Origin of the sequence: Streptosporangium sp. NPDC005286 (assembly GCF_040607515.1) — a bacterium.
In the GTDB taxonomy this organism is placed as follows: Bacteria; Actinomycetota; Actinomycetes; order Streptosporangiales; family Streptosporangiaceae; genus Streptosporangium.
Genome location: NZ_JBEXGU010000147.1, coordinates 1 through 23,828, shown reverse-complemented (window position 1 = coordinate 23,828; position 23,828 = coordinate 1). Strand labels below are relative to the sequence as shown.

The following is a 23,828-nucleotide window of genomic DNA, read 5'->3' as shown; positions in this document are numbered from 1 at the left end:
CCGGCCGCGCGGCCGGCACCGGGCACCAACGAAGACACCAGGATCACCTCATACCGTGACCGGGGAATGACAACAGCGGTGCTGTGACGCACGGCCGACTCCCCTCACTCGTCAAGGCACACACCGCGATGTCGCGGCAGCGTGTGATTCGTGGCGAGCATACTGAAATCGGCACGGGCGAGAAATCAGTTTTCTCCCAGGCCGGGCCTTCCAGACACCCTCAGAGGTCGGCCGCGATCCCCGGTATATCGGCGTGCCCGCTGAGCTCGTCCTGGTCATACTGCTCCAATGCGACACCTGGCCTACCCCAAGATCCCTACGACCGAGCGGTCCGGCGGAGCGGTTGCCGGCGGCCCCTGGGTGGCGACCGAGAAGGTGCACGGAGCTCAAATGGTGATCGCCCACGACGGCCGGAACACGCTCGTGGGCAAGCGCAAGGCATGGCTGCGCGACGACGAGCCGTTCTTCGGCTGGCAACTTCTGCGCGGTCACCTCGAAAAGGCCGCGAAGGCCGCCCTGGCTCGGGGCGGCGCGGCCGTACGCGTCTACGGCGAGCTGTACGGAGGCCACTACCCCCACCCCGACGTCTCGCCGATGCCGGGCATCACTCCGGTTCAAACGGGGGTCTGGTACAGCCCGGAAATCCGCTTTGCCCTTTTCGACGTGCTGCGCCACCGGGATCCCGGAGATCCCGGCGTCTTCCTGCCGTACGCGGACGTCGCCTCGATCGCCGCCGACGCCGAGCTCGACGTTGTGCCGATTCTCGGCAGAGGGACCCGGTCGGAGCTCGATGCTCTGCCGGTCCGGTTCCCCAGCCGGGTGCCGCAGGCACTCGGCCTGCCCAGCGTGCCGGACAACCTGGCCGAGGGGATCGTGCTGCGGCCCGATGCCCCCCTGCCTCCCGACCACAGGCCGACCGTCAAGCTGAAGATCGAGGAGTTCGACGAGCAACGTTTCGACCAGAGCCGCCCCTGGGACCCGCAGGTGATCCTTACTCCCGAGGAACTAGGCCAGGTCGCCCGGGCCATGGTCAACGGGCCGCGACTGGCCGGCGCGCGATCCAAGGTGGGACCGTCGGCCCTCGACGAGCTCCTGGATGAGGTGGTCCTCGACATCATGGTGGATCTGTCGGCGACCTTTCCCTCGGCCATGGCGGCGCTCGGCGACGAGGAGGAGGCCGAACTGCAGGCATCCATCCGCGGGGTCGCGATCAGTGATCACCATCAGGCGTGAGCACGGATCGTCGCCGCGCTCCCGGTGGAGGCGGCCTTCCATGCGTCCAGATTAGTACTGGACAGTCCAGTCTCCCATCAGTACTGTACGGTCCAGTACCGAAATCGAGAACGGGGACTTCGATGCCGTTCATCGACCTCCCCGTGAAAGACCTGGCCATCTCCCGGCGCTTCTTCACCGAGCCCGGGTTCGCCGTCAGCGACCGGTTCGCCGGCCACCTCCGGGAGACCGCCCACATGAACTTCTCGACCGCGCAGTAAGGGAGACGCAGATCATGAGCAGCACCGAGGTCGACGCCTACGTCGAGACCAAACTTCAGCCGAAGTATCAGGAGATCGTCGCGGCCCTGCGGAAGCTGATGGCCGACTGCGCCCCGGACGCCGTCGAGTGCCTCACCCACGGCTCCCCCGCCTGGCGCGCGACGAGGAACCTCGCGGTCATCAGCCAGAGCAAGACCCACCTCACCTTCGCCTTCGAGCGGGGCGCGGAGTTCGAGGACGCCCACGGGCTGCTGGAGGGAGTCGGCAAGAAGACCCGGCACGTCAAGATCAAGACGCTGGACGGGATGAACGAAACGGCCCTGCGCGACTACATCGCCCAAGCCGTCCACCTCGACCGGAACTGACGACCGCGAGCCCTCTTCACTCTCGGCCTGTCATGAATCTCGGCCGCCGGCCCCCGATGACCGGCGCTTCGGGGGCGGCGCCCGGTGGCGAAGTCGGGTACGGCCTACCGGCCGGTTTCCGCGGCGTTGGGGGCGACCTGGTTGGGGATGCGGGTGCCTGGAAGGTGCTGGTCGACCGGCGCCGACAAGCCCCCGGACAGCGCCGGGCTGGAGTGCGCGGCGGCCTGGCCGGACTCGGGAGGTGTTGCCCGTTCCAGGAAGCGAAGCAGTTCGACCGGGAAGGGCAACACCAGGGTGGAGTTCTTCTCGGCGGCGACTTCGACGACGGTCTGGAGTAGGCGTAGCTGCAGTGCGGCGGGGTGCAGGGCCATCGTCTCGGCGGCTTGGGCCAGCTTCTTCGAGGCCTGCAGCTCGCCCTCGGCGGTGATGATGCGGGAGCGCCGCTCACGTTCCGCTTCGGCCTGCCGCGACATGGACCGCTTCATCGACTCGGGGAGCACCACGTCCTTGATCTCGACGCGGTCGATGTGCACGCCCCAGCCCACAGCCGGGCTGTCGATCATCAGCTCCAGGCCCTGGTTGAGCCGCTCCCGATTGGACAGCAGGTCGTCCAGCTCGCTCTTGCCGATGATCGACCGCAGCGAGGCCAGCGCGACCTGGCGAATGGCCGATTCGTAGTCCTGGACACCGACCACCACGCGCACCGGGTCGACGACCCGGAAGTAGATGACGGCGTCCACGTGAACCGTCACGTTGTCCCGGGTGATGGCGTCCTGGGCGGGCACCGGCATGGTGACGACCTGCATGTTGACCTTCTGCAGACGGTCGGCGACCGGCATTATCAGGGCAAGTCCGGGAGCGCGGAGCTCGGGGCGGACCTGTCCGAACCGGAAGACGACGCCCCGCTCGAACTGTTTGACGATCCGCACACCGGCCTTCAGCCATATCGCACCCAGCACCATGATCGCGATCAGCACATAGATGACGGTAGTGATCATTTTATCCTCCTACGTCTCCCCTGGGTCCCGCCGTTCCAAAGACCTCTTGGATCGATGACCGATTCGCGGGTCCCGCTCGCGGCGGACGGTGACACTCGCCGCCGCACCCGGTGCCGCGCCGATCGGCGATCTCATCACCGGGCGGGATCATCTGGAGCGTCACCCCGAGTACGGGCGATATCGGGCGACTCCCCCGGATCAGGCCGGACGGCGCGCGGTGCGGGTGCCGTGCGTCGGCGGCAAAGGGCCCCCCGAAGCCCGGGCCCTCGACCGGTAACCGGCGCTGGATCTCGTGGGCCGCCTCGCGTTCACGATCACTGGGCACGACACACCTCCCAGAGGTGCCTGTCCGTCAGGCGCGGCCTCACTACCTCCCTGTTCGGACCTTTCTATCGTAGCGCGATACAAAGTATCTGATATGCACCTTTTCGCCGAGCAGATCCAGCCTTCCTCTCACCGGGATCACGCCTGCATCACCTGCATCACCGCGCCCGCACATGGAACTCGGCGACTTGCCCGCGACAGGCCGACGATCGCCACGAGGTACGTTCCAGGAGGGCGACCCGGACGTACGGCCGCGACACAAACATGTCGTATCACGATATATTTGTGACATGGCGGATCGTGAGACCGAGAAGCCACCGCGTCATGACGCGGCGGCGGCCGAGGACGACGGGGCGGGACTCGAACCCCTGACGAAGCGGGATTTCGAGGTGTTGGCTCGGTTCCGTTTTGAGATCCGCCGCTATCTACGTTTCAGCGAGGAGACAGCACGGAGGAACGGCCTCACCCCGCAGCAGTACCAGCTGATGCTGGCGCTGAAGGGGTTTCCCGGCCGCGGGTGGGCGACCGTGCGAGAGCTCGCCGACTCTCTCCAGCTACGCCACCACAGCGTGGTCGAACTGGTCAATCGGGCACAGACACAGGGACTCGTGGAGCGGAGCGCGCACCCGAGTGACGGCAGGGCGGTGCGGGTGTCGCTGACACCGGAGGGTGAACAGGTCCTGACCCGCCTGAGCGCGCTGCACCGCGACGAGTTACGGCGCATGGACGCGATACTCAACATCCCGGCCTGGGATGACACCCCGCAGGAGGGGCACCAGTGACCCCCTCGGCGTGTCTCCGGAGGGTGCCGAGCAACACGCGAAAGATCATCGAAGTGGCTTCGCCTCACCATCTCTCGGGCAACTCGTAGACCCAGCCCTCCCGCCAGGCGAACTCCTCGTCCACCAGATCCTCCAGTGCCCGCCCGCCGAGCAGATGGTCCAGCGCCCACCGGTTGGCCGAGTGTGCGATCACCAGCACCCTCCTGCCGTCCCATAGCCCGGCAAGATCCGTCAGGAAATCACGGGTGTGCTCGACGACCTGCCGGTAGCTCTGCCCGCCCGGCCACGGCACGTCGATATGCCGGGATCTTTCGACGGCCAGCCGCGCCACGGGCATTCCGTTCCACTCGCCGTAGTTGCATTCGCGCAGCCGTTCATCCTGATAGATCGGAATGTCGATGCCCGCGAAAGCGAGCTCCGCGGTCTGCACGGCACGACGAAGATCAGAGGTGAACACCGCGGCCAGGCCATCATGGCGGCGGCGTTCACCAAGCTCCCGAGCCAGCTCACGGCCTCGCGACGACAGCTCTCCCGGTAACCAGCCGGTCGCGATTCCGGCCTCGTTGTCGGTCGTGATCGAGTGCGTCTCGTACACGATCATCGTTGCCACACCCAGCTCCAAACCTCTCACAAACAGGCCGTTGAACAGGGAGAACGCAGTCCCGGTACGTAGTCGGTGTATCCGGCGAACACGATCGCGGTGCGGACCGAGGTGATCGGATTTCGCCAGATCGACCGGTACGGATAAACCATCAGATCTCCACGGTATGAGGGGGAGCCACGTCTAACAACCCCCACCCCGCCCCGTGGCTCCGCCTCGCCTGTCCCCCTATGACCAGGGCATACAGAGCTCTCCAAGAAGGCTCCAAGTATTCCTCAACCAGGGCTAGATAATTTTGCCGCGGAGTGACCGGTTTTACGCCACGGCAAAGCCGATCGAAATTCCAATGCAGATCAGGCTACCCCGGCAGGTAAATCAACTATTGCAAGAAAGAGAACGATGACGGCTTTCCTGCACGAAGAACCAGACAGGCCCTGGAAACGATCACCACCAAGCGAATCAGGGGGAATCCAGGATCCGTCGCGTGGACAAGAATGTGTTTCAGCGAGCTCCATGACGGAAGACCATGCGGTGCCGGACAGGCGCCTTCACAATGTCTCCCGACATTCGATGACATGCGCACCGCGGGCTTCGGCCATGGAGCAGGCCGAAGCCCGCAGGAAGTTCATGACGCTCCTGCCGTGGTACGTGACCCCGGCAAGGAAACCTCACCGTCCCCGCCAGGTCACGAAGCCCGGCGGGAGCACATGGAACGTTGACCTGCCCAGCGAAAGCAGTCCGTCGGGCCATACCCCGGTCGGAGGTTGGAATCTTGGTGGGTCAGGTTCTTGAGATAGGTCGCAGTTCGGCTGCCGTCGCCGCCACATTGAACGAGTTCCTGAACGAGTCCGAAGGCTGGCTGAATCGACGGGGCCTGACTCTGGAATACCATACGGATATTTCAAGTTGGGTCCGCCACATGCGGACCGCGGTTCACGCCGACGGCATCAACCCGACTTTTGACCCGGCGCACAGTCCCGTCTCCGCCCAGAACAGCTACTGGTTGGATATCAGGGACCGCGGCGGATCGACGGTCGCGTGCATCGCCGTACGAATGATATACACGGCGGACTTCAGCCGTCACATAAGCTCCATGCGGCTGTGGTTCGATCCGCCACCCCCCGGGATGGAACAGTCGCTGGACCTCGTTCTGCCGGCGGAGACACCCATCATATCCGGCAGGGTGGCGCACTATGGCGGACACTGGGTGCATCCGAGCTGGCGGGGAAGGGAAATCCCCGGCCTCCTGCTTCCGCTGGCGAAGATACTCACCTTGGACCTGTTCAGAAGCGACTGGGACACCGGAATCGTGTTCTCGAAGAACGCGGTCAGGCAAAGTCTCGTGGACGCCTACGGTTTCGCGAACACGGTGCTCTGCTATTCCGGCTCGTTTCCCCCCGCCCACCGTGACGACACCCTTTTTCTGACCTACAGCAGCCGGGCGCAGACCCTGTCACTGATGCCGCATGCGATCATGAAGCTACGCCCCCGCATGCCCGCAGACGATCCTCCTGCCGGCCGGTATGCCGAAATCACTTAAGCGTTGGTTCCGATCTCCGCGTTAACTGTTTTGTTTCGCCGCGGGTGGAATCCTCTCCGTTGCCCATGAACAAAGACTCGAGGGAATTGAAAGCGGTATGAACGAGAACATCTGGACCGAGTTCGCCAAGAGTTATGACCAAATGATTCCCGAGCTGAACTGCTATCAGCGGATGCTCAGCAAGATCCTTCGCGACACGGAGGGCCGTCGGATCGTGACCGACGCCGGGTGTGGAACCGGCCTGGTCAGCCAGGCACTGATTGACCGCGGTCACCGGGTCATCGGCTTCGACAATAACTCTGCCATGCTTCAACGGGCTCATGACAAGAAGGCGGCCGCGTCGGGCGAGGCTCGCGACCGATGGACGGTCATGGAGGGAAGCGTGGAGCGCTTTCCCACCCGGGTTGTCTCTGACGCGGACGCGGTCCTGCTCAACAACGTCCTTTTCTACGTCCAAGACGTCGAATCGGCGCTGCACGAGGTTTTCTCCCACTTGAAGCCGGGGGGCGTGATGATCGCCACCGGTCCGAAACGCCGGCCCGACCTGCAGAAGGTGCTTCGACACTCCATCGCGGAGTGGCAGGCGGAAGGGCGTTTCACCGAGGATCTCCAGGCCGCGCTGGCCCATCATTCGACCTGCGCTCAGAAACTGACCACCGACCCCAATGAGATGGTGACATTCTTCGAGGTGGACGAGCTGGTGGACACCCTGCGACGCCTGGGTTTCTCACGCCCCCTGGTCGCGGATGGCGACGACTATTTCGGCGAGAATTATTACGTTTGCATGCAGAAATGAAATGAGGTTTCCAGTGGAAGGCTCCGAGGTCAATCCCAGGTTTCAGCGTAACCTGGGTATTCTGGACGAAGAATCGATGAAGAGGGTCGCGGACACCCATGTTCTCGTGGCCGGAGTGGGCGGTGCCGGTGGGCAATGCGCGGTGGATCTGGCCCGCCTCGGCTTCGGTTGGATGACACTCGCAGATTTCGACGTTTACGAGGTGCACAATTCCAATCGCCAGGTCGGCAGCTTTGACAGCACCGTCGGTCAGCCAAAGATCGAGGTCGTTGGGAGAATGTGCCAGGACATCAACCCGGAGCTGCGAATCCGCAAAGCGGCGGAGGGCGTGACGGAAAGCAATATCGACTCCTTGCTTTCGGGGTTCGACGGAAAACCGGTGGATTACGTCGTGGAAGTCATCGATATCGCCGGCCTCAGGGCGAAAGAATGGCTGCATCAAGCATGCAGGGAGCAGCAGGTCGTCATCATGACCGGCTTGATGCTGGGCTTCGGGGCCGCTTTGCATGTTTTCCAGCCCGAAGCACCTCTTTACCAGGATCTCTACATGCTTCCGGATGGGCGCATCGATTTACCCAAGATCATCCCCAGGCTCGGCGACTATGTCGTACAGAAGCATTGGGATGCCTGCTTCGCCGGGCGCGGTCACGCTCCCACGTGTGTGATCGGAGCCACCACCGCAGCCGGGATGATGGTGAGCGAGATCATGCGTGCCATCCTCCTGGGGCGGGATCAGATGGTGTCCTACCCCGAGTACCTGTACGTGGATTTCTTTGACCACCATTATGTCCGAGGCTCGGTCGTCCCCGCATGAACGCCATGAATGCAGCTTTCGCCCTCACCCGACCTGACGAGAACGGTCCGGCCGTGCTCTGGGGTGGCATGTGCGAATCGGGAAGCCTCAAATACCTGACGTACGAGCTCTTCCTTGAAGAGGTTCCGAAAGATGTCCGAGGATTCGTTGAGATCTCCGGTTCGTCAACCGCGCTTGCCCTGGATCTGCTCGGGAGAAAAAGAGGACTGCCGACCGTCGCCATCACGGATGCCTCCGGTCACGATCATCTCATGAGGCGCGGATTCCGCGGCGAGGCGCAGACGATCATGAGCCTCAAGGAGGCGCACGAGCTTTGCCTTCAGCGCGAGCAGGAGGGCTGGTTCTGGCCGAGGCAGTTCACCAACGCGGCTTTGGTGAGGTGCGTGGAGCTATGGGGATCGCAGCTTTTGCGGGAAGTCCGTGCGAATTGGCCAGAGATTCGCTATTTGGTGTGCGGATTCGGTACCGGCGCCACTGTCGCGGGATTGCACCGCGTCTTTGCTCCGCTGGGGTATTCAGTCATGGGATTGCAAGCCAGGGCAGATGATCCCGTTCCCGGCTGGAGGAACTATGCCCTCCAGAATCTGGGTGACCAGGATCTTTTCCATCGTTACCAGGAGGAAATCCCGCTTCCCATCCCATCCGAAACCGAAAACTCCGGTGCGGGTGCTCTGGATTCACTCTTGAGGTACGCGAACACCTATGCCAATCCGGAGCAGGTGCTGGTGATTTCCCACGACGGCCGCCCTCGGGACTAGGAGGGTCGCGTGACGGGCCCTGCAGCGAGTCGTTCCGTTCCGTGAGCCTTCTCATCCTGTCGCGCACCCACAGGGGCTGATCTAGCGTGAGTGGTCGCCCCGGAGGCGGCGGTCAACCTCCCCTGTGGGCCCCCGTCCTCGCCCCCAGGAGAACCATGCGCCGATTTCTCCTCGCCATCGCTATCGGCATCGCCACTGATCGAGTCAGCCCAGGCCCGCCGGCGCGCGGTGAACGCCCCCGCCTCGGCGCCCCGGTCCGTGCCGGAGCGACGTTCGTCAACGGCAAGTTCGCCGAACGCCCCGAAGGGGTCACCTCAACAAGAGCAGCCTGAACGACCTTGAGCCACGGGGTGTTCGCACCTGGTCATACCGCCTCACCGGTCATGGCCGCGGGTGTCGTCTTTTCCGATCTTCTTCCAGATGACCACCATGCCCAGCGCGAGGACGATTAGGGCGATGACCACGATTATCCCCTTGATCATCGCCTCTCCGCTGATCAGCGGTGCGGTCGCCGAGTACGAGGAGGAGGCCGGCCTGGAGGCGATCTGCGCGCGGGACGCCGACAAGACCGCGAGCAGGGTCAGCAGAACGTGCAGCCGCAGATCGAGAACTCCCTGGCCACGCTCACCACGGCCTTCGCCAAGCTCCTGGCGGACGAGGCGCTCCGCACCGGGTCTCTGGACTGGGTGAAACGTGCCCTCAACGGGGAGTGGGAGAGCGGGCCCGGCGGGGAGCAGGAGGTCCAGCCCGCTCCCGTTCTCAGGTCAGCTCCAAGTGGCGTTCTTCAGCAGGCCCGGCAGCTTCTGGTCGCCCCATACGTCCACTACGACGATCTTCGACTCGGGCAGGAACCACTCACGCTGGGTGAAACTCTCCGTCTGCCGGCCGCTATTCTGCTTCACGCACCGGCCGGCCCAGGCGGTGTACTTCGCCTTGTGCCCGCGCCCGACCTGGCGCAGCCCCGTCGAGGTGGCCTTGCCGATCACCTGGATGCTTCCGTACTCGAAGGGGCAGCCCGCCGGCGCCCCACTGGCCGGGACGAACGGCTTCTCGCCGGTGTAACGGCGGCCCTCGGCGCCGTAGGCGATCACCTTCGGGCCGTACAGCCAGAACCCCCGGCAGTTCGGGGCGAAGGGCTCGGGAATCTTGCAGCTACCGGTCGCCACCAGGACCCGGTCCGTGTAGTCATACACCTTCCAGGCGGCGGGAATCTTCAGGTTCATCCCCCGGAAGAAGAGCGTCTTGGTCCCGGAAGCCGACGCGGCCGCCGGAGCCGCCGCCGGCGAGTTCGCCGCGGCCAGGGCGGCGGTGGGAGCAGCGAGCAGGGCGGCCGTGGCCAACACGGCGAGGGCAGAAGATCGCTTTCTCATTCCGGGCAAGTTACCGATCATCACTTGTCGCAGGCTTGGATCCCGCTGGACACCGTCCTTGAACAAGACCTGGAACGAGTCCTCGCCGGCGGTTGAGCCGCCGCCGGATGATCGGTGCGCAGCACGAACAGATGCCCCTGCGAGGCGATCCGGACGGAGTCCCGACCAGGGCGTACGGTCCACGACCGGCCACCGTTGCCCGGTCCCGTCCGTGGTCGTTGTCACCCAGATGGTCACCCAGAACTCGCGCTCTCCGCATACCCTCCCGGGCCTTCCCGCAGACGTCCCGTCCATTGCTCCGCAATCCGAAGGCCTGTTAGCCGAACTGGTCCGTCGTCCTTGTACCAAGTGGGTCGCTTCGCGGCCACCGGCGAGACGGAGCGCGAGCGACACCGACGGCGATGATGGTGACTCGCACCCGGCCTGCGATGACAAGACCGTAGGCGACCCGCTGGCCGACGCCGGTGAGCACCCGGCTTCTCGACCGGTTCGGCCTCAGGCGAGGGCGGGGGCGGGGGCCGCGAGCATCCCAGAGGCCATGACGCGCAGCGACGCGGCCAGCCGCATCGTCTCTCCGCGCTCCAGCAGCCGCAGAACCGGCTCGCTCTGGAGGCTGCCCAGCAGGATGTGAGCCAGCAACTCCCCGTCCAGGTCGGGGCGCCGCGCGGCGATCAGCGCACTGGTATGACCGTGCCAGAACCGGTAGACGGGGTGGTCGCCGTCTTCGTCCCGGTGCTCGCCGTGCTCCTTCCACTCCGGCCTGGGCGCCGCCGTAGCGGCGTGGCCGAGCGCCGCGAGGAGCCCCTTGTTGCGGCCGACGACGTCGACGATCGCGTCCAGAAAGGCCATCAGCCGCTCCTCGGGCGGGACGCCGGGCCCCAGTGGCGGAGGTCCGCTCGCCACGGCCTCCTCCAGGGCGTACGCCCGCTCCTGCATCAGCGCGACCATCAGCCCCATCCGGCTGCCGAAACGGTGGAACACCGTGCCCTTACCGACCCCGGCCGCGGCGGCGACCTGTTCCATGGAGATCTGCTCGGGCCGGTGCCGGGCGAGAAGGTCCTCGGTGGCACGCAGGATGGCGCGACGGTTGCGTGCCGCGTCAGCGCGTTCGCGACGCTCCTCGATCATCGGCTCCTCTTTCCCATGGACAACTGGACCGCCGGTCAAGTACGCTCGCACCGAACTTGACCACAGGTCCACTTTACCCTCGATACGGGAGGACGATATGCGCCGAATCCGTTACCACGCCTACGGCGGCCCCGAGGTGCTCACCATGGAGGAGACGGAGGTCCCCAGCCCGGGCCCCGGCCAGGTGCGCATCCGCGCCGAGGCGATCGGCGCCAACTTCGTCGACGTGAAGTTCCGTCAGGGGCCGGACACCGGCGGAATCTACCGGCGCGAACTGCCCGCCGTGCTCACCGGCGACGTGGTCGGCACGGTCGACGCGGTGGGGCCGGGCGTCGACGCCGCCCTCACCGGCCGGCGGGTCGCCACGCTGGCCGAGGACGCCTTCGCCGACCACGTCCTCGCCGACGCCGGGTGGCTCGCGCCCGTGCCGGAGGGAATCGACGACGCCACCGCGAGCATGCTGCCGATGGGCGCCCCCGTGGCGCTGGGCGCCTTGCGCGCCGCCCGGCTGTCGCCCGGCGAGACCGTGCTCATCCACGCCGCCGCGGGAAGCATCGGCCATCTGGCCGTGCAACTCGCCAAGATCGCTGGCGCCGGCACCGTGATCGCCACGGCCGGCTCCCCCGCCAAGCTGGACTTCACCCGCACACTCGGCGCCGACGTGGCCGTCGACTACTCCGCGGAGGACTGGCCAGAACGGGTACGCGAGGCCGCGCCAGGAGGAGTCGACGTCGTCCTGGACTCCGTCGGCGGCCGCATCCTGCTGCGCAGCCTCGACCTTCTGACGCCGTTCGGCCGAGCCGTCGTCTACGGAGCGGCCAGCGGCGAGGCCACCGACATCCCGCTGACCAGCCTGTTCGCGATGAGATCGGCGGCCGGGTTCTCGCTGCTCGCCTGGCGCGCGGCCGCGCCGCAGCAGGCACGCGAGGACATGGACCAGGTCGCGCGGCACGCGGTTGAGGGCAGACTGCGGGCCGCGCTGCACGCCCGGCTGCCGCTCGACGAGGCGGCCGAAGCGCACCGGATCATGGAGAGCCGCTCCCAGCTCGGCCGCGTCCTGCTCATACCCTGACTCCACCGAGAACTCCTGGCTCAATCATCGACGCGTACCAGGCCCGGAGCCGTGCGGGGTGCGCCGGCGGGGCCGTCCGCTTACCGCCCGAGAGGGTGGCGCTGCCGTCCCAGCTGCGGCAGCAGTGGCTCGATCCGCTCCCACAACTCGTCCGGCACGATCCACGGCGGCTGTTCACCCTTACGCGCAGATCGACGTTCGACAGCCTGCCCGGGTACGGACAGAGGTCATTCTGCGAATCGCCCCGAGTTTGGTGGAGACTCTGATGTACCCCCGGTTCTGTGGAGTCCACTACTGGGTTCGAACCAGTGACATCTCGCCTGTAAGGCGATCCGAGCAGGGGCATGACCAGTGCCGACACCAGCCCTGACCTGGGCGTACGGTCCACGGCCGTCCACCGTTGTCCGGCCCCGTCCGTGGTCGTTGTCACCCAGTTGGCCACTCAGGTACGAAACGCGGCCAGACGGCGCGGCAGCAACGCGAAAGCCCGCGAGCGGCCACAGGCGACCTGACGGGCCACCGCCCGGCACAGCCGGGCGGTGGCGTTCACCGGGTCGGTCGATCAGGCAGCCGAGCCGCGGATGCCTCGACAGGAGAGGCCGGCCGCCGGCGGGCGATGACGGGCTCGTCAGGCCCAGGGGTCGAAGGGGATGCCACTCGGCTTGGCGCGCGAGAGGAGGTCCCCGAACCTGCCGTCATTGATCTTGATGGTCGCGGCGCCGAAGTCCGCGTTCATCAGCCTGTCGCGCAGCCAGGTGCTGGGCCAGCCGTTCCAGTCCACGAGCGGGGGATAGCGCCAGTTGTGGTAGTGGTTCTCCGGCGGCTCGTCATTGCCGTTGGCGAGCCGGAAGAAGTGCGTAGACGCCCCGTCCTTGTGATAGACGACCTTGGGGTGCGACCCGTCGAAGCGCACCTGCGAGCGCGTATAGGTCACGACGCTGCTGTGTTGCGTGGTCGAAAGGTACTCCACCTGGTTGGACGCCTGGTTGACCCAGGAGATGACGTGCTCCCAGTCGTGACGGTGGCCGCCGAGGCTGATGCCGGGCAGAGCCTGGTCCTTCTCGAAGTAGCTGGCGTACACGACGGCGCACCAGCCGCTGTTGCACTTGGAACGGGCGTAGGTCTGCGAGTTGTCCAGGTCCGACTGGTCACGGCAGTTGCCGTTGACCGCGCCGGTCGGGTTCAGCCCCGAAGCGAGGGTCCCGTCCGGCCCGATGGCGGGGGTGGCGTAGCAGCCGTCGCCGTCGTAGTCATAGGCCGGCGAGAACGAAGCCTCGTACCCTCCGGCCGACTGAGGCAGGTTGTGCGGCGGAGCGGCATAGGCCGCCGACGCGGGGATCACGACCCCCAGAGCGGTGGCGCTGAGCACGATCCCGAGCCGGGAACGCTTGCGCGTGAAGAACGTAGGGGAGGATGTGCTCCTCTCTGACACGGTCGCTGACTTCGATGCCCTCGCGGTGGACGTGAATGACGACAGCTTTCGCATTCTTCCGCTTTCTCGAAGGACTGGCTCCATGACCTGACGGCGCGTCGGCGTGGTGGGGCGTCGGCGGCGTTCTCCGCGCCGATGTGAGCACGCCTCGCACTTTCACGGCACCACGGAACCGATGCTTGATCAAGGTCCTTAAATCAAATGACGCCAACATGTATCGGCCACGGTCGAAAGGTGAACCACAAGCGAAGGCTCACGAATCGCCTCCCGGAGGAGCAGGGTCGCCGGGGTCCGGGGGGAGGGCGATCGCAGCCTGAAGGTCCTCCTGACAGAGGGCGTCCACATGGTGCGCGGGGCGCTGGGGGCGATCCTCGACCGAAGCCAAGGACAAGCTCAAAGAGATCACCGCGACTACCACGACGGCCTGGCCATCGCCCCGGCCCACTACACAGTGGCCGACGCTGTGAAGTACTGGCTGCAGCACGCGACCACGGTGAAGATGTACACGACGTTCGCCGACAAGCATGTGATCCCCGCGCGGTGGGTGCGCGCAAGCTGCGTGACCTGTCGGTGGAGGACGTTGACCGGTGGCTGACGGGCAAGGCGGACGAGCTGAGCACCGGGTCGCTCAAGCTGATCCACGGCATCCTCAACCGGTCGGTGCAGAGCGCCATGCGCCGCGACAAGGTGAACGATCTCTGTGAGATCCCGGAGGGGGGCGACGGCCGTACCTCCAAAGCGCTCACGCTCGCGCAGGCCGGCTCCGTCATCGTCCTGGCGGAGCAGGCCAACCCGCGCATGCGGGCACGTGGTGCTCTCGCTGCTGATCGGTGCCCGTGCCGAGGGGCTGCGTGCGCTTCTCTGGTCGCACGTGATCGCCTACGACGAAAGCCGCAACGTGTGGTCACCGGTCACCGAGACCGGCTGGGAAAACGAACAGTTCGCGATCTACGTGTGGCGATCCGTGCGGCAGAAGGGCGACACCAAGACCGTCAAGTCGCGCCGTTCCCTCAAACTCCCCCGGCGATGCGTCGACGCACTGCGGGCGCCCCGGAGGAACAGGAGGAGGCAGGGACAGAAGCGGGCCTCGTCTTCTGTACGTCGAAGGGCACCCCGATGAGCGCAAGCAACGTGCGCCGCGACGTACGAAAGATCATCGAGAAGGCAGGACTCCGTGGCACCGACTGGACCCCTCGCGAGATGCGGCGCAGCTTCGTCACAGGCGCCCAACCAGAGACGATAACGGTCCTGAACTGGTCGTACGGTCCACAGCCGTCCACCGTTGTCCGGCCCCGTCCGTGGTCGTTGTCACCCAGTTGGTCACTCAGCTATGAAAGGCGACCAGACGGCACGCTCCCCAGGCCGGCCGCGTTGACCTGGACGTCAGCGCCGGACCCGGCCGCCTGGAGATCACGATGACCAACGACGGCGTGACACGAGTGCGAGACGGCCGGCGTAGCGGGTCCGGCCTGCCTGGTCTGACCGAGCTTGTCCGGGCGCAGGGCGGCGAACTGGTCACGAGGGCGGTACGCGATGGGTGGTCGCTGACCGTGTATCTGTTGCTGGCACACTCGCCGGAGTGTCCACCCGCATCCTCATCGCCGACGACCAGGAAGGCATCCGAAGTGCCTTCCGCATGATTCTCGACGCCCAGCCGGACATGACCGTCGTGGCCGAGGCCGCCGACGGCCGTACCGCAATCGACACCGCCAAGGCGATCGAACCTGATGTCGTGCTCGCCGACATCCGGATGCCCGGAGCCGACGGCATCGAGGTGGCCCGCACCCTCGCCGGCACCGACATCCACGTGGTGATCGTCACGACGTTCGGTCTGGACGAGTACGTCCACGCGGCACTGCGGCACGGCGCCGCCGGGTTCATCCTCAAACGCTCCGGCCCCACCCTGCTCATCGAGGCCATCAGGGCCGCGATGAACGGCGACATGCTGATCAGCCCGCAGCTCACCGTCCGGCTGCTGCGCCGCCACGGCCTGCCGCACCAGACACCGAACGTCGTCCTCACCGAGCGGGAGGACGAGGTCGTGGCACTACTCGCGTACGGCAGGACCAACGCCGAGATCGCTGCGGAACTCTTCCTCTCCCCGGGTTCGGCACTCGCCGGTCGATCACCGGATGCGCATATGGTCATGGGGTGATCCTGATGTGGGTTGTCGCCTTCCTGCCGGTGGTCGCAGCTATCGCCACCGATTAGTTGCTGCTCAAGGGCCGTCTCATCACGGGCGTTGTCGCTGTACTCGGTATCGCCTTTGCCGAACAGATGCAGGTGATGCTGCCGGCAGCCCATCGCCACCTGGACCAAGCCACCCGAAGATCTCGCACCACCGCCAGCGCCAACCCCTGCCACCTCGCCTTCACCTCACAGCAAGACGAACGACCAGGACGATAGACCTTCAGATTCTCCGAAGTCCCATCAACACATCAAGAAGCCGGAGCACCAACAGGCAAGCCCAGGTCCTGCGGTTAGAGGCACCGAAGCCCAGAGGAACTCAAGGGTTGACTTGTTATTGGCGTCGCGTCCACCTGCGTGCGCAGGCTCGTGAGCCGGCTGGAGCGTGGGGGAACAGCTGAAGTTCATCAAGGCGATGCGGGCCTGAGCCAACCGCGATCATCGGTCAGGCGACTGATCGCGCCACCAAGGCCATGGCCTGCCGCATGGCGTTCCGTACCTCGTCGGGTCCGTCGCCGCGCTGCAGCGCGCTGACCGCGGACGCGCTGACCGCGCCCACCATCGCGCCGACCAGGGCGGGGGCGGTGGTCGTGTCGAGCCTGTCGGGGAAGGCCCGCTGCAGCGCCTGGGCCAGTTCGGCCTGAGCGGTGAGGTACCGCTGCAGCAGCCGGGCCTGCAGCGCCGGTTCCGAGGCCGCCAGCCGCGCCCGAAGCGCTGCGAGGCCGCTGGACAGGTCGTGGTCCCAGGCGTTGAAGATCATCTGGTCCATCGCCCTCACCAGCACTTCAGGCAGCCGCTCCCCGGCGTGGCGCTCGGCGATCGCCTCCAGCGCCAGATCGACGCGCACGTCGGTGTTGGCCAAGAGCACGTCCTCCTTGGTCTGAAAATGAAGGAAGAAGGTGCGGGGGGACACCTCCGCGGCGTCGGTGATCTCGGCCACGGTTACCTGGTCGTAGCCCCTGTCCTCGAACAGGCGCACCGCCGCGTCGATCAATGCCTGCCGGGTGCGTTGCTTCTTGCGCTCCCGTAGTCCCAGTTTCTCCACCATGTGAGCCACTTTACTTAAGAGCCTGCAGTAGTGCATACAATGTATTACTACAGTGACTGTAGTAATTGAAGGGTGGTCGTCATGGGGAGCCTGGACGGACGTGTCGTCCTCATCACCGGAGCAGGGCGCGGCATCGGGCGGGAGGAGGCGTTGTTCTTCGCCGCCGAAGGCGCCAAGGTCGTCGTCAACGACCCCGGCGTCGCCATCGACGGCACGGGCGGCGACGCCGGCGTGGCGGCAGACGTCGTCGAGGAGATCACCGCGTGTGGCGGGCAGGCCATGGCCAACACCGACAGCGTCGCCGACTGGGACGGCGCCCGCCGCATGGTGGAGACGGCCCTGCAGTCCTTCGGCGACCTGCACGTAGTGGTCAACAACGCGACCATCGAACGGAACATGGGCCTGACCGACCTGTCGGAGGAGGACTTCGATGACGTCCTGGCCGTCAAGCTCAAGGGCACTTTCGCGGTGACGCACTGGGCGGCCCGCCACTGGCGCGACCGGTTCCAGGCAGGGGCCCGCGCCGACCGCGCCGTCGTCAACACCTCCTCCGGCTCCGGACTGGTCAACCCACTGCCCGCGCAGGTCTCCTACGCGGCGGGCAACGCCGGGGTAGCGGCGCTAACCGCCGTGGCCGCCCTCGAACTGGGCCGCTACGGCGTGCGGGTCAACTGCATCTCGCCGTCGATGGCCCGCACCAGACTCACCCTCGGCGTCCCCGGCATGAGTCAGGAACCGCCGGCGACCCGGTTCGACCCCCTGCACCCGGCCGCCAGCGCGCCTGTCGCCGCCTACCTGGCCAGTTCAGCCTGCCCGCTCACCGGCCAGGTGCTGTCGGTGCGAGGCGGTACGGTCGCGGTCAACCAAGGCTGGTCCTTCGGCGGCCACATCCACAAGGACGGGCTATGGAGTGTGGAGGAACTGGCCGAGAAGGTGAAAGAGCTGCCGATGGACGACCCCTTCGACAAGCTCGCCCAGGCCCTGTCCGGCGCGCTCGGCACCACTGGACGCGCCGAACTCCAGGAGATGATCAACGCCCTGCTGGACCAGGGAGGCCAGTCCGGCACAGCCTCCGCATGACGCGATAGCGCACAGCCCGGACCGCGTGCTCAGGTTCGCGGTCCGGGGGACGGACGGGGCCCGCCCCAAGCGCACCACGAGACCACAGGTGACCCACGCTCACCGCTCCCTCGTTCGGACCGGTGCACACGGCGAGAGAAGAACGGGGCGGTCCGGGCCTGCCGTCCCCGTAAGCGCGACAAGCTCTGTGAGCACGGCATCCGGTCGGCTGCCATGCCCGCCACGCATAACGACGCGCATACGACGTGCTGCTCGCCCTCCGGCGATGTCAGTTCGGCTCGCACATCAGAGTTCGAGTTGCGATCCTCACCGGTCCCGGGGGCGGGGACGGTTCTGCCCTGCGCGAAGCCGGCAGAACTCGAACGCGCCGTCGATCTATGGTGAGGCATGGCCTCCTCTGTCCCGCCGCTACGTCCGGCGATCGATCGGACCGATCCTAAGCCGTCTCCGGCTCGCGAGCCGCTGTGGCGGCACGCGCTCGGTGAGTGTCTCAGAGGTCTTCGTCACGAGCGGGGCGAGAAGTTGAGCGAGACGGCGCGTCGCGCCGGCGTCTCGCCGCAGTATCTCTCCGAGATGGAACGAGGCCTCAAAGAGCCATCGAGCGAAATGATCGCTGCGGTCGCCGGCGCGCTGGATGTCACCCTGGTCGATCTGACCCTTGCCGTTGCCGAGAGCTTGCGGTCTGCTCAGAGCAGCACGTCGAGAGGTGCTACCTGCTCGGCGGCGTATGCTCTGGCCGCGTAGCGTGGCCTGCCGGGATCATCCACGAGCCTATGAATGCTCCTCGATGATCTCATCGAGGAGCCCGTACTCCAAGGCCGCGGTCGCGGTGAACACGCGATCGTGATCGGTGTCGGCGCGTAGGGTCTCGATAGTCTGGCCCGTGTGCCGTGACAGTATGCGCTCGATGTCTGCTCGGACACGTACGACCTCGTCGGCCTGCAAGATGAGATCGGGGATCGTTCCGCGCCCCTGAGCAGCCGGTTGGTGCAGGATTACTCGTGCGTGCGGGAGAGCGGCACGTTTTCCTTCGGCGCCCGCGGCGAGAAGGACGGCACCCACCGCGATGGCCTGTCCAACGCAGGTTGTCTCAACCCGCGGGCGGATATAGCGCATGGTGTCGTATATCGCGAGCATCGCGCTCGGGTCCCCGCCTTCACAGTTGATATAGAACTGTATGTCGGCATCGGGGTTGTCTGACTCCAGAAAAATAAGCTGTGCGACGAGCGCGTTCGCGACGCCCGCATCAATTGCGGTTCCCAGATAGACGATTCGCTCGGTGAGCAGGTGCGAGTAGACATCCATGATCCGCTCGCCACGAGAATTCCGGGCGATGACGTTTGGGATCGTGTACGTGGTCACTGGCCGACTCCTTCGGTGACGCCGAATCCGGGCCGTGGGCGATTGTGTGGCGCGATTTCGTTGAAGCTCTGGACGATTGCGTCTATGAAGCCGTAGTCCAGTGCCTCTTGCGCTGTGTACCAGCGATCATGCAGAGAATCCTCGAATATGCGCTCTACGGGCTGGCCCGTGTCCTCGGCGATAAGACCGAGCACCGTGTCGCGAGTATGCCGAAGGTCGCCGGCCTGCAGTTCGATGTCGACTGCGGTGCCGCCGATTCCGGCCGAGCCTTGGTGCATCAGGACACGTGCGTGCGGCAGAGCGCGGCGCTTCCCTCGGGTACCCGATGACAGCAAGAATTGCCCGGCGCTGTAGGCGATGCCCAACACGAGGGTCGATACGTCACAGGGAATGAGTCGAATGATGTCACGGATCGCAAGCATCGATGGAACCGAGCCGCCCGGGGAGTGAATCCACAATGCGATATCGGTCGACGCGTCCTGCGTGGCGAGTGCTATCAATTGCGTGGCGAGCAACGTCCCGTTGTCATCATCGAGAGGGCCGTCGAGAACGAGAACACGCCGCTCGTAAAGCTGATGTCTTACCCGCGCGTTGAACAGTGGAAGTTTCGATTCTTCACCCATGCGTCCATCATGTGAGGCGATCCGGATCGGCGTCGACACGATCTGCCTGGGGCAGATCTGCTCTGAGCAGAGAGAACTCGGTTTCCGGCCCGGTTCGTAGCATTGCGGTCGGGAATCCACTGGGGCGGGCGCGCCCTCCTGCTGCCCACGCCTTTCCCTGCGGATTTGCTTAGTTTGACGCCAGCCGTCGCTTGAGCATGGGCGGTGTGGTCATCTCCTTGCCGGGCAGGCGTAGCCATACCGGGCCGGACACGACAGGTCACGTCGTCATTCGCGTGTACCTGTTCCGGTGACCTTCCTCGCCCGCTGGTTGCCCTGCCCGCAGGATGACGGCTTGACCTGGTGGAGCCGGCCCGGCATCCCTTGTGGTGACCGACGAGGAGATGACTGCGGCGCCCCTCCCGGACCCGCACCTCTTTCCCCTGCCCCCTTCCCTCGTCTCTTCGCGTGCATCGCCTGCCGTGCTCTCTCCAGGCTTCATGATTCGGCTCATCGTCGTCTGCATGGCCGTGTTCCTCCCCTTCGCCCCTTCGGAGAGGACTCCTCTCGGCACCAAGCTTGCCAAGCCGCCATCACTGCGCCGCGTCGACGTGTCTGCGCGGACAGCGCGCCGCCGACGGCGGACCGGCCGAAGAGCCGCAGTCGCCGGCGAGCGAGCGCGCGGATCCAGATGCAGCTTCATCCCATCGTGCAGGTCCCCAAAAACATGCGGGCCGTGAATGGCTACCAGGCTGCGCTGTGCCTCCCCCAACACCTCGACCCCCCGCGGTGTCTCGGGACCAACAATCCGCCCTCGCCCCTCGTCGTCTCCGCCGCGCTCTTCCTCCGCTTGGCGGGTGTCCCCGCTCCCCTGCTGTGAACCCCGTCCTGCTTCATCGTCAGCGTCCGGCGTAGAGCTCCCTTTCTTCTCTCCGCCGTACCGCTTCCCTCGCTCCTCCGGCCTGAGGCGGCACCTCCACCGCGTCAGCGGTGGCTTGAAACCGTATGGAAGTCGTAGCAGCTCAGACCAGATGTACGCCGTCGTGCTGCCTGATAGCTGGCGCTCCGTCGTGCAGGGCATCGAGTACCCGAACGGCGAACGCCTCGGCAACCATCTGGGGTATCTCGGCGGGCGTTGCCCAATGGAACCCCGTCACCTCGTCGTTGGTGGTGAGGCTTCCCCCAGTGGTCTTGCAGCGAAAGACCAACGCGACGATTCCCCGTGACATGTTCTTGTAGACGCCAGTGAGGGCAACCGGCTCGACGATCAGGCCCGTCTCTTCAAGGACTTCTCGACGCAACCCATCCGTGATGGCCTCGCTGAGTTCCAGCACGCCCCCTGGGGCCTGCCATTGACCATTGTCGGCACGTTTGGTGAGCAGGGCTCGGCCATGGTCATCGACAACGACGCCGGCAACGCTCACTGAGTGGAGTCCATCTGCCACGGTCATCTGTCACCTCCAGCGGATGGCGGCCGAGAACCTTGAACCCTTTCCAACCTGACGGCGCTGGTCGCGATGGGCATGGAGAGCCCAGTTGAGAAGAGGGCTGCTCCTTCAGAATTGACAATGATCATTGTGTCGGTGGGCGCTGCGAGCATGAGGGGATGATCGCGACCCCTGACGACTACTCCCGGTTCCCCTCCGAGCACCTCCCCGATCTGGGGGGTGCCTACTGCTTCACCTACGTCCGCGGCCTGACGCCTGAGGAATTGGTGACCCGGCTCGGCGTCCAGGTCGAAGACTGTTCTCGCATGACGCTTGATGAGCTGACGAAGACCGCCTACTCCAGCTACGACGGGAAGAGCATGTTCTTCGGCGTCACGGCTGTAGACGACTGGGTACTCATCGTCGAGGTCCTCGGCGGCCTCGGCGTCACCGAAGAGATCATCGTGCCGCTGTCGGCGGGCACCCGCCTCGTCTCCCACTACTACCTCGACATCAAGTGCATGGACTACTTCCACTGGATCGAAGACGGAAAGACCCGGTTCGAGTACCTGAACCAGGACGGCTACTCCCACTGGATCAAAGACGGAAAGATCCAGCTCGATTTCCCGCACTATGAAGGCTACTCAGAGGAGATGCCGGACGAACTCGCAGAGACCATGAAGCGGATCGACTCCGTCTACCCACCACACACCTACCCCAACGAAGGGCCGGCGTTCCTCCTGGCCGAGCGCCTCACCGGGATCACGATGACGCCGCAGCTGCTGGAGGAGTCCACCTACCTGTGCGGATCCGTTCCCAAACCGAGGTGAGCAGAACCCACCGTCCGCGGCCCCCGCGGGTTGGCCGCGGCCGATGGATCACTCCGCTGCAAGCTCCTGCCGGCTCCACGGGGCCGTTCTCCGCAGGCCTGCCTCACCAGGCCAACAGGGCGAGCGCGGGCAACGTGCGCCGCGACGTACGGAAGATCATTGAAAAGGCAGGACTCCGTGGCACTGACTGGACCCCTCGCGAAATGCGGCACAGCTTCGTCTCGCTGCTGGCCGACTCCGACGTCCCCATCGAGGACTCTCACGGCTGGTCGGCCATCGAAACACGGTGGTCACCGAGACCGTCTACAGGAAGCAGATCCGGCCGGTGCTCATGCAGGGAAGCGAGGCCATGGACGACGTCTTCGGAAGTTAGTCACTCACGCCCCGTTCCGAAGATCGGATACGGGGCGTTTTGGCTGGTGGGCACTACTGGGTTCGAACCAGTGACATCTCGCTTGTAAGGCGAGCGCTCTACCGCTGAGCTAAGCGCCCGGGGTAATCCCGTTGGACAGACGGGACAACACCTTACGCCACCCGGGGGGATTTCAGCACATCGGGAGACCAGTTGGCCCCCGCGTCGGCGAAACCGGCGGCGCGCCAGCCGAGGAGGGCTGCGCCGAGCATGCCGGCTGACATGCCGAGGGCAGCCTGACGCAGAGGTGGTGCGTCGCGGAAGGCTAGGCGTTTGCCAAGGCGCTCGGCCAGGGGGACGGAGAGGAGGGGGCCCGCCTCGGCGAGGCCGCCGCCGAGGACGATGGCCGAGGGGTCCAGCAGGAGCGTGTAGGTGGCCAGGGCCAGGGAGAGCGCCTCGACCGCTTCGCCCCAGATCTCCATGGCGAGAGGATCTCCGGAGGCGGTCAGGGCTGCGACCTGCTCGGCGGTGACGGGAGCGGGCGAGGCGGTGGGGACGGTGACGGGCGAGGCTGGGGCGGGCGAAGTGGCAAGGTGAGCGGCAATGGCGGGCGACGAGGCAGTGGGCGAGGCGGTGGGGACGGTGTCAGTCAAGGCGGGGGCTGCGGATGAGGTGGCGCGAGCGGAGTAGCGGCGGGCTACGGCGGAGGCAGAGGCGTAGGTCTCCAGGCAGCCGATCTGGCCACAGGCACACGGCTCGCCCTCCGGGAAGACCGGGATGTGGCCGATCTCGCCGCCCCAGCCGGCGCTCCCGCCGTACGGCTCGCCGTGCAGGATCACGGCGCCCGCGATGCCGGTACCGATGGGCAGGAACAGGAAGTCGGAGAGCTCGCGACCGGCACCCAGGACACTCTCCGCGAGGCCGCCGGTGCGGACGTCGTGGCCGAGCATGACGGGGACGTCGAGCGGGACGAAATCCGTCGCGGGGACGTCCCTCCAGCCGATGTTGGCGGAGTAGAGGGCCACATCGGCGGTGACCAGGCCGGGCACGGCGAGCCCGACGCCCGTGGGGGTGCCGTCGCCCGCGGTGGCGAGGTCGTCGATGAACGACCGGATCGTCGCGACGACGGCGGCGGGGCCCCTATCCCGTGGAGTCGCACGGCGGTCGGTGTGGATGATCTCGCCGGACCTGGTGACGAGGCCGCCCTTCATCGACGTTCCACCGACGTCAAGGGCAACAACGAAGGAGCTCATGCACCCATCCAGCGGCTCGAAGGAGCGGGACCGAGCCCGACCCTAGCGCACGGCACGCGCGCTCGGATGGGGTAGATCCACCGATATGGCGGGGGATCGGAAAGGAACCCCGGCTACGGCCTCATAGGCGGCTTACCGGTATCTCGGGTGATCATCGCTGGACGGGACGGTGCCGGAGGCGGTGGCTTCCGTGATCTGGGTGGTTCGGCATGCC

General features: G+C 65.9%; 26 protein-coding genes and 1 tRNA gene. 15 read left to right on the top strand and 12 right to left on the bottom strand.

The features are described from left to right. Nucleotides 1-288: 288 nt before the first annotated feature. The 3 genes from ABZU75_RS35885 to ABZU75_RS35875 all read left to right on the top strand — a co-directional run bounded on the left by ABZU75_RS35885 (nucleotide 289) and on the right by ABZU75_RS35875 (nucleotide 1,858). Nucleotides 289-1,233, top strand: coding sequence for an RNA ligase family protein (locus ABZU75_RS35885; RefSeq protein WP_355564331.1), 945 nt, complete (start codon nucleotides 289-291; stop codon nucleotides 1,231-1,233). A gap of 122 nt (nucleotides 1,234-1,355) precedes the next feature. After that, entirely contained in the window at nucleotides 1,356-1,493 is a 138-nt protein-coding gene (locus tag ABZU75_RS35880) for a hypothetical protein (RefSeq protein WP_355564328.1), read from the top strand. A gap of 14 nt (nucleotides 1,494-1,507) precedes the next feature. Beyond that, nucleotides 1,508-1,858, top strand: coding sequence for a DUF1801 domain-containing protein (locus ABZU75_RS35875; RefSeq protein ID WP_355564325.1), 351 nt, complete (start codon nucleotides 1,508-1,510; stop codon nucleotides 1,856-1,858). Between the two features lie 104 nt (nucleotides 1,859-1,962). Here the strand turns inward: ABZU75_RS35875 and ABZU75_RS35870 are convergent, their stop codons facing one another. Then, the gene (locus ABZU75_RS35870) at nucleotides 1,963-2,856 is read right to left on the bottom strand and encodes a slipin family protein (protein WP_355564322.1); all 894 of its coding nucleotides are present in this window, start codon (nucleotides 2,854-2,856) and stop codon (nucleotides 1,963-1,965) included. 614 nt (nucleotides 2,857-3,470) lie between these two features. Here ABZU75_RS35870 and ABZU75_RS35865 point away from each other — a divergent pair. Beyond that, nucleotides 3,471-3,962, top strand: coding sequence for a MarR family winged helix-turn-helix transcriptional regulator (locus tag ABZU75_RS35865; RefSeq protein ID WP_355564319.1), 492 nt, complete (start codon nucleotides 3,471-3,473; stop codon nucleotides 3,960-3,962). A 64-nt stretch (nucleotides 3,963-4,026) separates the two neighbouring features. Here ABZU75_RS35865 and ABZU75_RS35860 read toward each other — a convergent pair whose 3' ends face one another. Continuing rightward, on the bottom strand, nucleotides 4,027-4,563 hold the full coding sequence (locus ABZU75_RS35860; protein WP_355564333.1) for a histidine phosphatase family protein: 537 nt from the start codon (nucleotides 4,561-4,563) through the stop codon (nucleotides 4,027-4,029). A gap of 775 nt (nucleotides 4,564-5,338) precedes the next feature. Between ABZU75_RS35860 and ABZU75_RS35855 the strand changes: the two genes are divergently transcribed. The 4 genes from ABZU75_RS35855 (at nucleotide 5,339) to ABZU75_RS35840 (ending at nucleotide 8,471) form a co-directional block, all read left to right on the top strand. Then, nucleotides 5,339-6,103, top strand: coding sequence for a hypothetical protein (locus tag ABZU75_RS35855; protein ID WP_355564316.1), 765 nt, complete (start codon nucleotides 5,339-5,341; stop codon nucleotides 6,101-6,103). 97 nt (nucleotides 6,104-6,200) lie between these two features. Next, nucleotides 6,201-6,899: a class I SAM-dependent methyltransferase gene (locus tag ABZU75_RS35850; protein ID WP_355564313.1), complete on the top strand. Its 699-nt coding sequence runs from the start codon at nucleotides 6,201-6,203 to the stop codon at nucleotides 6,897-6,899. Between the two features lie 13 nt (nucleotides 6,900-6,912). Further along, nucleotides 6,913-7,713, top strand: a complete 801-nt coding sequence (locus tag ABZU75_RS35845) for a ThiF family adenylyltransferase (RefSeq protein WP_355564310.1) — start codon at nucleotides 6,913-6,915, stop codon at nucleotides 7,711-7,713. Further along, nucleotides 7,710-8,471, top strand: coding sequence for a pyridoxal-phosphate dependent enzyme (locus tag ABZU75_RS35840; protein ID WP_355564307.1), 762 nt, complete (start codon nucleotides 7,710-7,712; stop codon nucleotides 8,469-8,471). The genes ABZU75_RS35845 and ABZU75_RS35840 overlap by 4 nt, the downstream gene beginning before the upstream one ends. 374 nt (nucleotides 8,472-8,845) lie before the next feature. On the opposite strand, the gene ABZU75_RS35835 is transcribed toward ABZU75_RS35840, so the two are convergent. The 3 genes from ABZU75_RS35835 to ABZU75_RS35825 all read right to left on the bottom strand — a co-directional run bounded on the left by ABZU75_RS35835 (nucleotide 8,846) and on the right by ABZU75_RS35825 (nucleotide 10,969). Continuing rightward, a complete protein-coding gene (locus tag ABZU75_RS35835; protein ID WP_355564304.1) occupies nucleotides 8,846-9,037 on the bottom strand; it encodes a hypothetical protein in 192 nt (63 codons plus the stop codon). Between the two features lie 198 nt (nucleotides 9,038-9,235). After that, nucleotides 9,236-9,841: a hypothetical protein gene (locus tag ABZU75_RS35830; protein WP_355564301.1), complete on the bottom strand. Its 606-nt coding sequence runs from the start codon at nucleotides 9,839-9,841 to the stop codon at nucleotides 9,236-9,238. A 495-nt stretch (nucleotides 9,842-10,336) separates the two neighbouring features. Continuing rightward, on the bottom strand, nucleotides 10,337-10,969 hold the full coding sequence (locus ABZU75_RS35825; protein ID WP_355564298.1) for a helix-turn-helix domain-containing protein: 633 nt from the start codon (nucleotides 10,967-10,969) through the stop codon (nucleotides 10,337-10,339). A gap of 97 nt (nucleotides 10,970-11,066) precedes the next feature. On the opposite strand from ABZU75_RS35825, the gene ABZU75_RS35820 reads away from it, so the two are divergent. Then, nucleotides 11,067-12,041: a zinc-binding dehydrogenase gene (locus ABZU75_RS35820; protein ID WP_355564295.1), complete on the top strand. Its 975-nt coding sequence runs from the start codon at nucleotides 11,067-11,069 to the stop codon at nucleotides 12,039-12,041. A 628-nt stretch (nucleotides 12,042-12,669) separates the two neighbouring features. Here the strand turns inward: ABZU75_RS35820 and ABZU75_RS35815 are convergent. Next, a complete protein-coding gene (locus tag ABZU75_RS35815) occupies nucleotides 12,670-13,410 on the bottom strand; it encodes an NPP1 family protein (RefSeq protein ID WP_355564292.1) in 741 nt (246 codons plus the stop codon). Between the two features lie 406 nt (nucleotides 13,411-13,816). Here ABZU75_RS35815 and ABZU75_RS35810 point away from each other — a divergent pair, with 406 nt between their 5' ends. The 3 genes from ABZU75_RS35810 to ABZU75_RS35800 all read left to right on the top strand — a co-directional run bounded on the left by ABZU75_RS35810 (nucleotide 13,817) and on the right by ABZU75_RS35800 (nucleotide 15,628). Further along, nucleotides 13,817-14,068: a hypothetical protein gene (locus ABZU75_RS35810; RefSeq protein WP_355564289.1), complete on the top strand. Its 252-nt coding sequence runs from the start codon at nucleotides 13,817-13,819 to the stop codon at nucleotides 14,066-14,068. 213 nt (nucleotides 14,069-14,281) lie between these two features. After that, nucleotides 14,282-14,593, top strand: a complete 312-nt coding sequence (locus ABZU75_RS35805) for a hypothetical protein (protein ID WP_355564286.1) — start codon at nucleotides 14,282-14,284, stop codon at nucleotides 14,591-14,593. A 459-nt stretch (nucleotides 14,594-15,052) separates the two neighbouring features. Further along, a complete protein-coding gene (locus ABZU75_RS35800) occupies nucleotides 15,053-15,628 on the top strand; it encodes a response regulator transcription factor (RefSeq protein WP_355564283.1) in 576 nt (191 codons plus the stop codon). 477 nt (nucleotides 15,629-16,105) lie between these two features. Here the strand turns inward: ABZU75_RS35800 and ABZU75_RS35795 are convergent, their stop codons facing one another. Continuing rightward, the gene (locus tag ABZU75_RS35795) at nucleotides 16,106-16,708 is read right to left on the bottom strand and encodes a helix-turn-helix domain-containing protein (protein ID WP_355564280.1); all 603 of its coding nucleotides are present in this window, start codon (nucleotides 16,706-16,708) and stop codon (nucleotides 16,106-16,108) included. An 81-nt stretch (nucleotides 16,709-16,789) separates the two neighbouring features. On the opposite strand from ABZU75_RS35795, the gene ABZU75_RS35790 reads away from it, so the two are divergent. Next, nucleotides 16,790-17,788 carry an SDR family NAD(P)-dependent oxidoreductase gene (locus tag ABZU75_RS35790; protein WP_355564277.1) on the top strand — a complete coding sequence of 333 codons (999 nt, stop codon included), beginning with the start codon at nucleotides 16,790-16,792 and terminating at the stop codon, nucleotides 17,786-17,788. Nucleotides 17,789-18,175: 387 nt separating this feature from the next. Further along, entirely contained in the window at nucleotides 18,176-18,532 is a 357-nt protein-coding gene (locus tag ABZU75_RS35785; RefSeq protein WP_355564273.1) for a helix-turn-helix transcriptional regulator, read from the top strand. Nucleotides 18,533-18,559: 27 nt separating this feature from the next. Here ABZU75_RS35785 and ABZU75_RS35780 read toward each other — a convergent pair whose 3' ends face one another. The 3 genes from ABZU75_RS35780 to ABZU75_RS35770 all read right to left on the bottom strand — a co-directional run bounded on the left by ABZU75_RS35780 (nucleotide 18,560) and on the right by ABZU75_RS35770 (nucleotide 21,203). Continuing rightward, on the bottom strand, nucleotides 18,560-19,150 hold the full coding sequence (locus tag ABZU75_RS35780) for an ATP-dependent Clp protease proteolytic subunit (RefSeq protein WP_355564270.1): 591 nt from the start codon (nucleotides 19,148-19,150) through the stop codon (nucleotides 18,560-18,562). Beyond that, nucleotides 19,147-19,773, bottom strand: coding sequence for an ATP-dependent Clp protease proteolytic subunit (locus tag ABZU75_RS35775; protein WP_355564267.1), 627 nt, complete (start codon nucleotides 19,771-19,773; stop codon nucleotides 19,147-19,149). The genes ABZU75_RS35780 and ABZU75_RS35775 overlap by 4 nt, the downstream gene beginning before the upstream one ends. A gap of 1,001 nt (nucleotides 19,774-20,774) precedes the next feature. Then, nucleotides 20,775-21,203, bottom strand: a complete 429-nt coding sequence (locus tag ABZU75_RS35770) for an NUDIX domain-containing protein (RefSeq protein WP_355564264.1) — start codon at nucleotides 21,201-21,203, stop codon at nucleotides 20,775-20,777. A 155-nt stretch (nucleotides 21,204-21,358) separates the two neighbouring features. Here ABZU75_RS35770 and ABZU75_RS35765 point away from each other — a divergent pair, with 155 nt between their 5' ends. Further along, the gene (locus tag ABZU75_RS35765; protein WP_355564262.1) at nucleotides 21,359-22,009 is read left to right on the top strand and encodes a DUF6461 domain-containing protein; all 651 of its coding nucleotides are present in this window, start codon (nucleotides 21,359-21,361) and stop codon (nucleotides 22,007-22,009) included. 417 nt (nucleotides 22,010-22,426) lie between these two features. Here ABZU75_RS35765 and ABZU75_RS35760 read toward each other — a convergent pair. Then, a tRNA-Val gene (locus tag ABZU75_RS35760) sits at nucleotides 22,427-22,501 on the bottom strand. A gap of 33 nt (nucleotides 22,502-22,534) precedes the next feature. Continuing rightward, nucleotides 22,535-23,614 (bottom strand): ROK family protein, encoded by a 1,080-nt coding sequence (locus ABZU75_RS35755; protein WP_355564259.1) that lies wholly within the window; start codon nucleotides 23,612-23,614, stop codon nucleotides 22,535-22,537. Nucleotides 23,615-23,828: the final 214 nt, after the last annotated feature.

Excerpts from the sequence above, each read along its gene's own strand:
- ABZU75_RS35885 (WP_355564331.1), top strand. The coding sequence starts at position 289 with ATGCGACACCTGGCCTACCCCAAGATCCCTACGACCGAGCGGTCCGGC.
- ABZU75_RS35880 (WP_355564328.1), top strand. The coding sequence starts at position 1,356 with ATGCCGTTCATCGACCTCCCCGTGAAAGACCTGGCCATCTCCCGGCGC.
- ABZU75_RS35875 (WP_355564325.1), top strand. The coding sequence starts at position 1,508 with ATGAGCAGCACCGAGGTCGACGCCTACGTCGAGACCAAACTTCAGCCG.
- ABZU75_RS35870 (WP_355564322.1), bottom strand. The coding sequence starts at position 2,856 with ATGATCACTACCGTCATCTATGTGCTGATCGCGATCATGGTGCTGGGT.
- ABZU75_RS35865 (WP_355564319.1), top strand. The coding sequence starts at position 3,471 with ATGGCGGATCGTGAGACCGAGAAGCCACCGCGTCATGACGCGGCGGCG.
- ABZU75_RS35860 (WP_355564333.1), bottom strand. The coding sequence starts at position 4,563 with ATGATCGTGTACGAGACGCACTCGATCACGACCGACAACGAGGCCGGA.
- ABZU75_RS35850 (WP_355564313.1), top strand. The coding sequence starts at position 6,201 with ATGAACGAGAACATCTGGACCGAGTTCGCCAAGAGTTATGACCAAATG.
- ABZU75_RS35840 (WP_355564307.1), top strand. The coding sequence starts at position 7,710 with ATGAACGCCATGAATGCAGCTTTCGCCCTCACCCGACCTGACGAGAAC.
- ABZU75_RS35830 (WP_355564301.1), bottom strand. The coding sequence starts at position 9,841 with ATGAGAAAGCGATCTTCTGCCCTCGCCGTGTTGGCCACGGCCGCCCTG.
- ABZU75_RS35825 (WP_355564298.1), bottom strand. The coding sequence starts at position 10,969 with ATGATCGAGGAGCGTCGCGAACGCGCTGACGCGGCACGCAACCGTCGC.
- ABZU75_RS35820 (WP_355564295.1), top strand. The coding sequence starts at position 11,067 with ATGCGCCGAATCCGTTACCACGCCTACGGCGGCCCCGAGGTGCTCACC.
- ABZU75_RS35810 (WP_355564289.1), top strand. The coding sequence starts at position 13,817 with ATGGTGCGCGGGGCGCTGGGGGCGATCCTCGACCGAAGCCAAGGACAA.
- ABZU75_RS35795 (WP_355564280.1), bottom strand. The coding sequence starts at position 16,708 with ATGGTGGAGAAACTGGGACTACGGGAGCGCAAGAAGCAACGCACCCGG.
- ABZU75_RS35790 (WP_355564277.1), top strand. The coding sequence starts at position 16,790 with ATGGGGAGCCTGGACGGACGTGTCGTCCTCATCACCGGAGCAGGGCGC.
- ABZU75_RS35785 (WP_355564273.1), top strand. The coding sequence starts at position 18,176 with ATGGCCTCCTCTGTCCCGCCGCTACGTCCGGCGATCGATCGGACCGAT.
- ABZU75_RS35775 (WP_355564267.1), bottom strand. The coding sequence starts at position 19,773 with ATGGGTGAAGAATCGAAACTTCCACTGTTCAACGCGCGGGTAAGACAT.
- ABZU75_RS35770 (WP_355564264.1), bottom strand. The coding sequence starts at position 21,203 with ATGACCGTGGCAGATGGACTCCACTCAGTGAGCGTTGCCGGCGTCGTT.
- ABZU75_RS35765 (WP_355564262.1), top strand. The coding sequence starts at position 21,359 with ATGATCGCGACCCCTGACGACTACTCCCGGTTCCCCTCCGAGCACCTC.
- ABZU75_RS35755 (WP_355564259.1), bottom strand. The coding sequence starts at position 23,614 with ATGAGCTCCTTCGTTGTTGCCCTTGACGTCGGTGGAACGTCGATGAAG.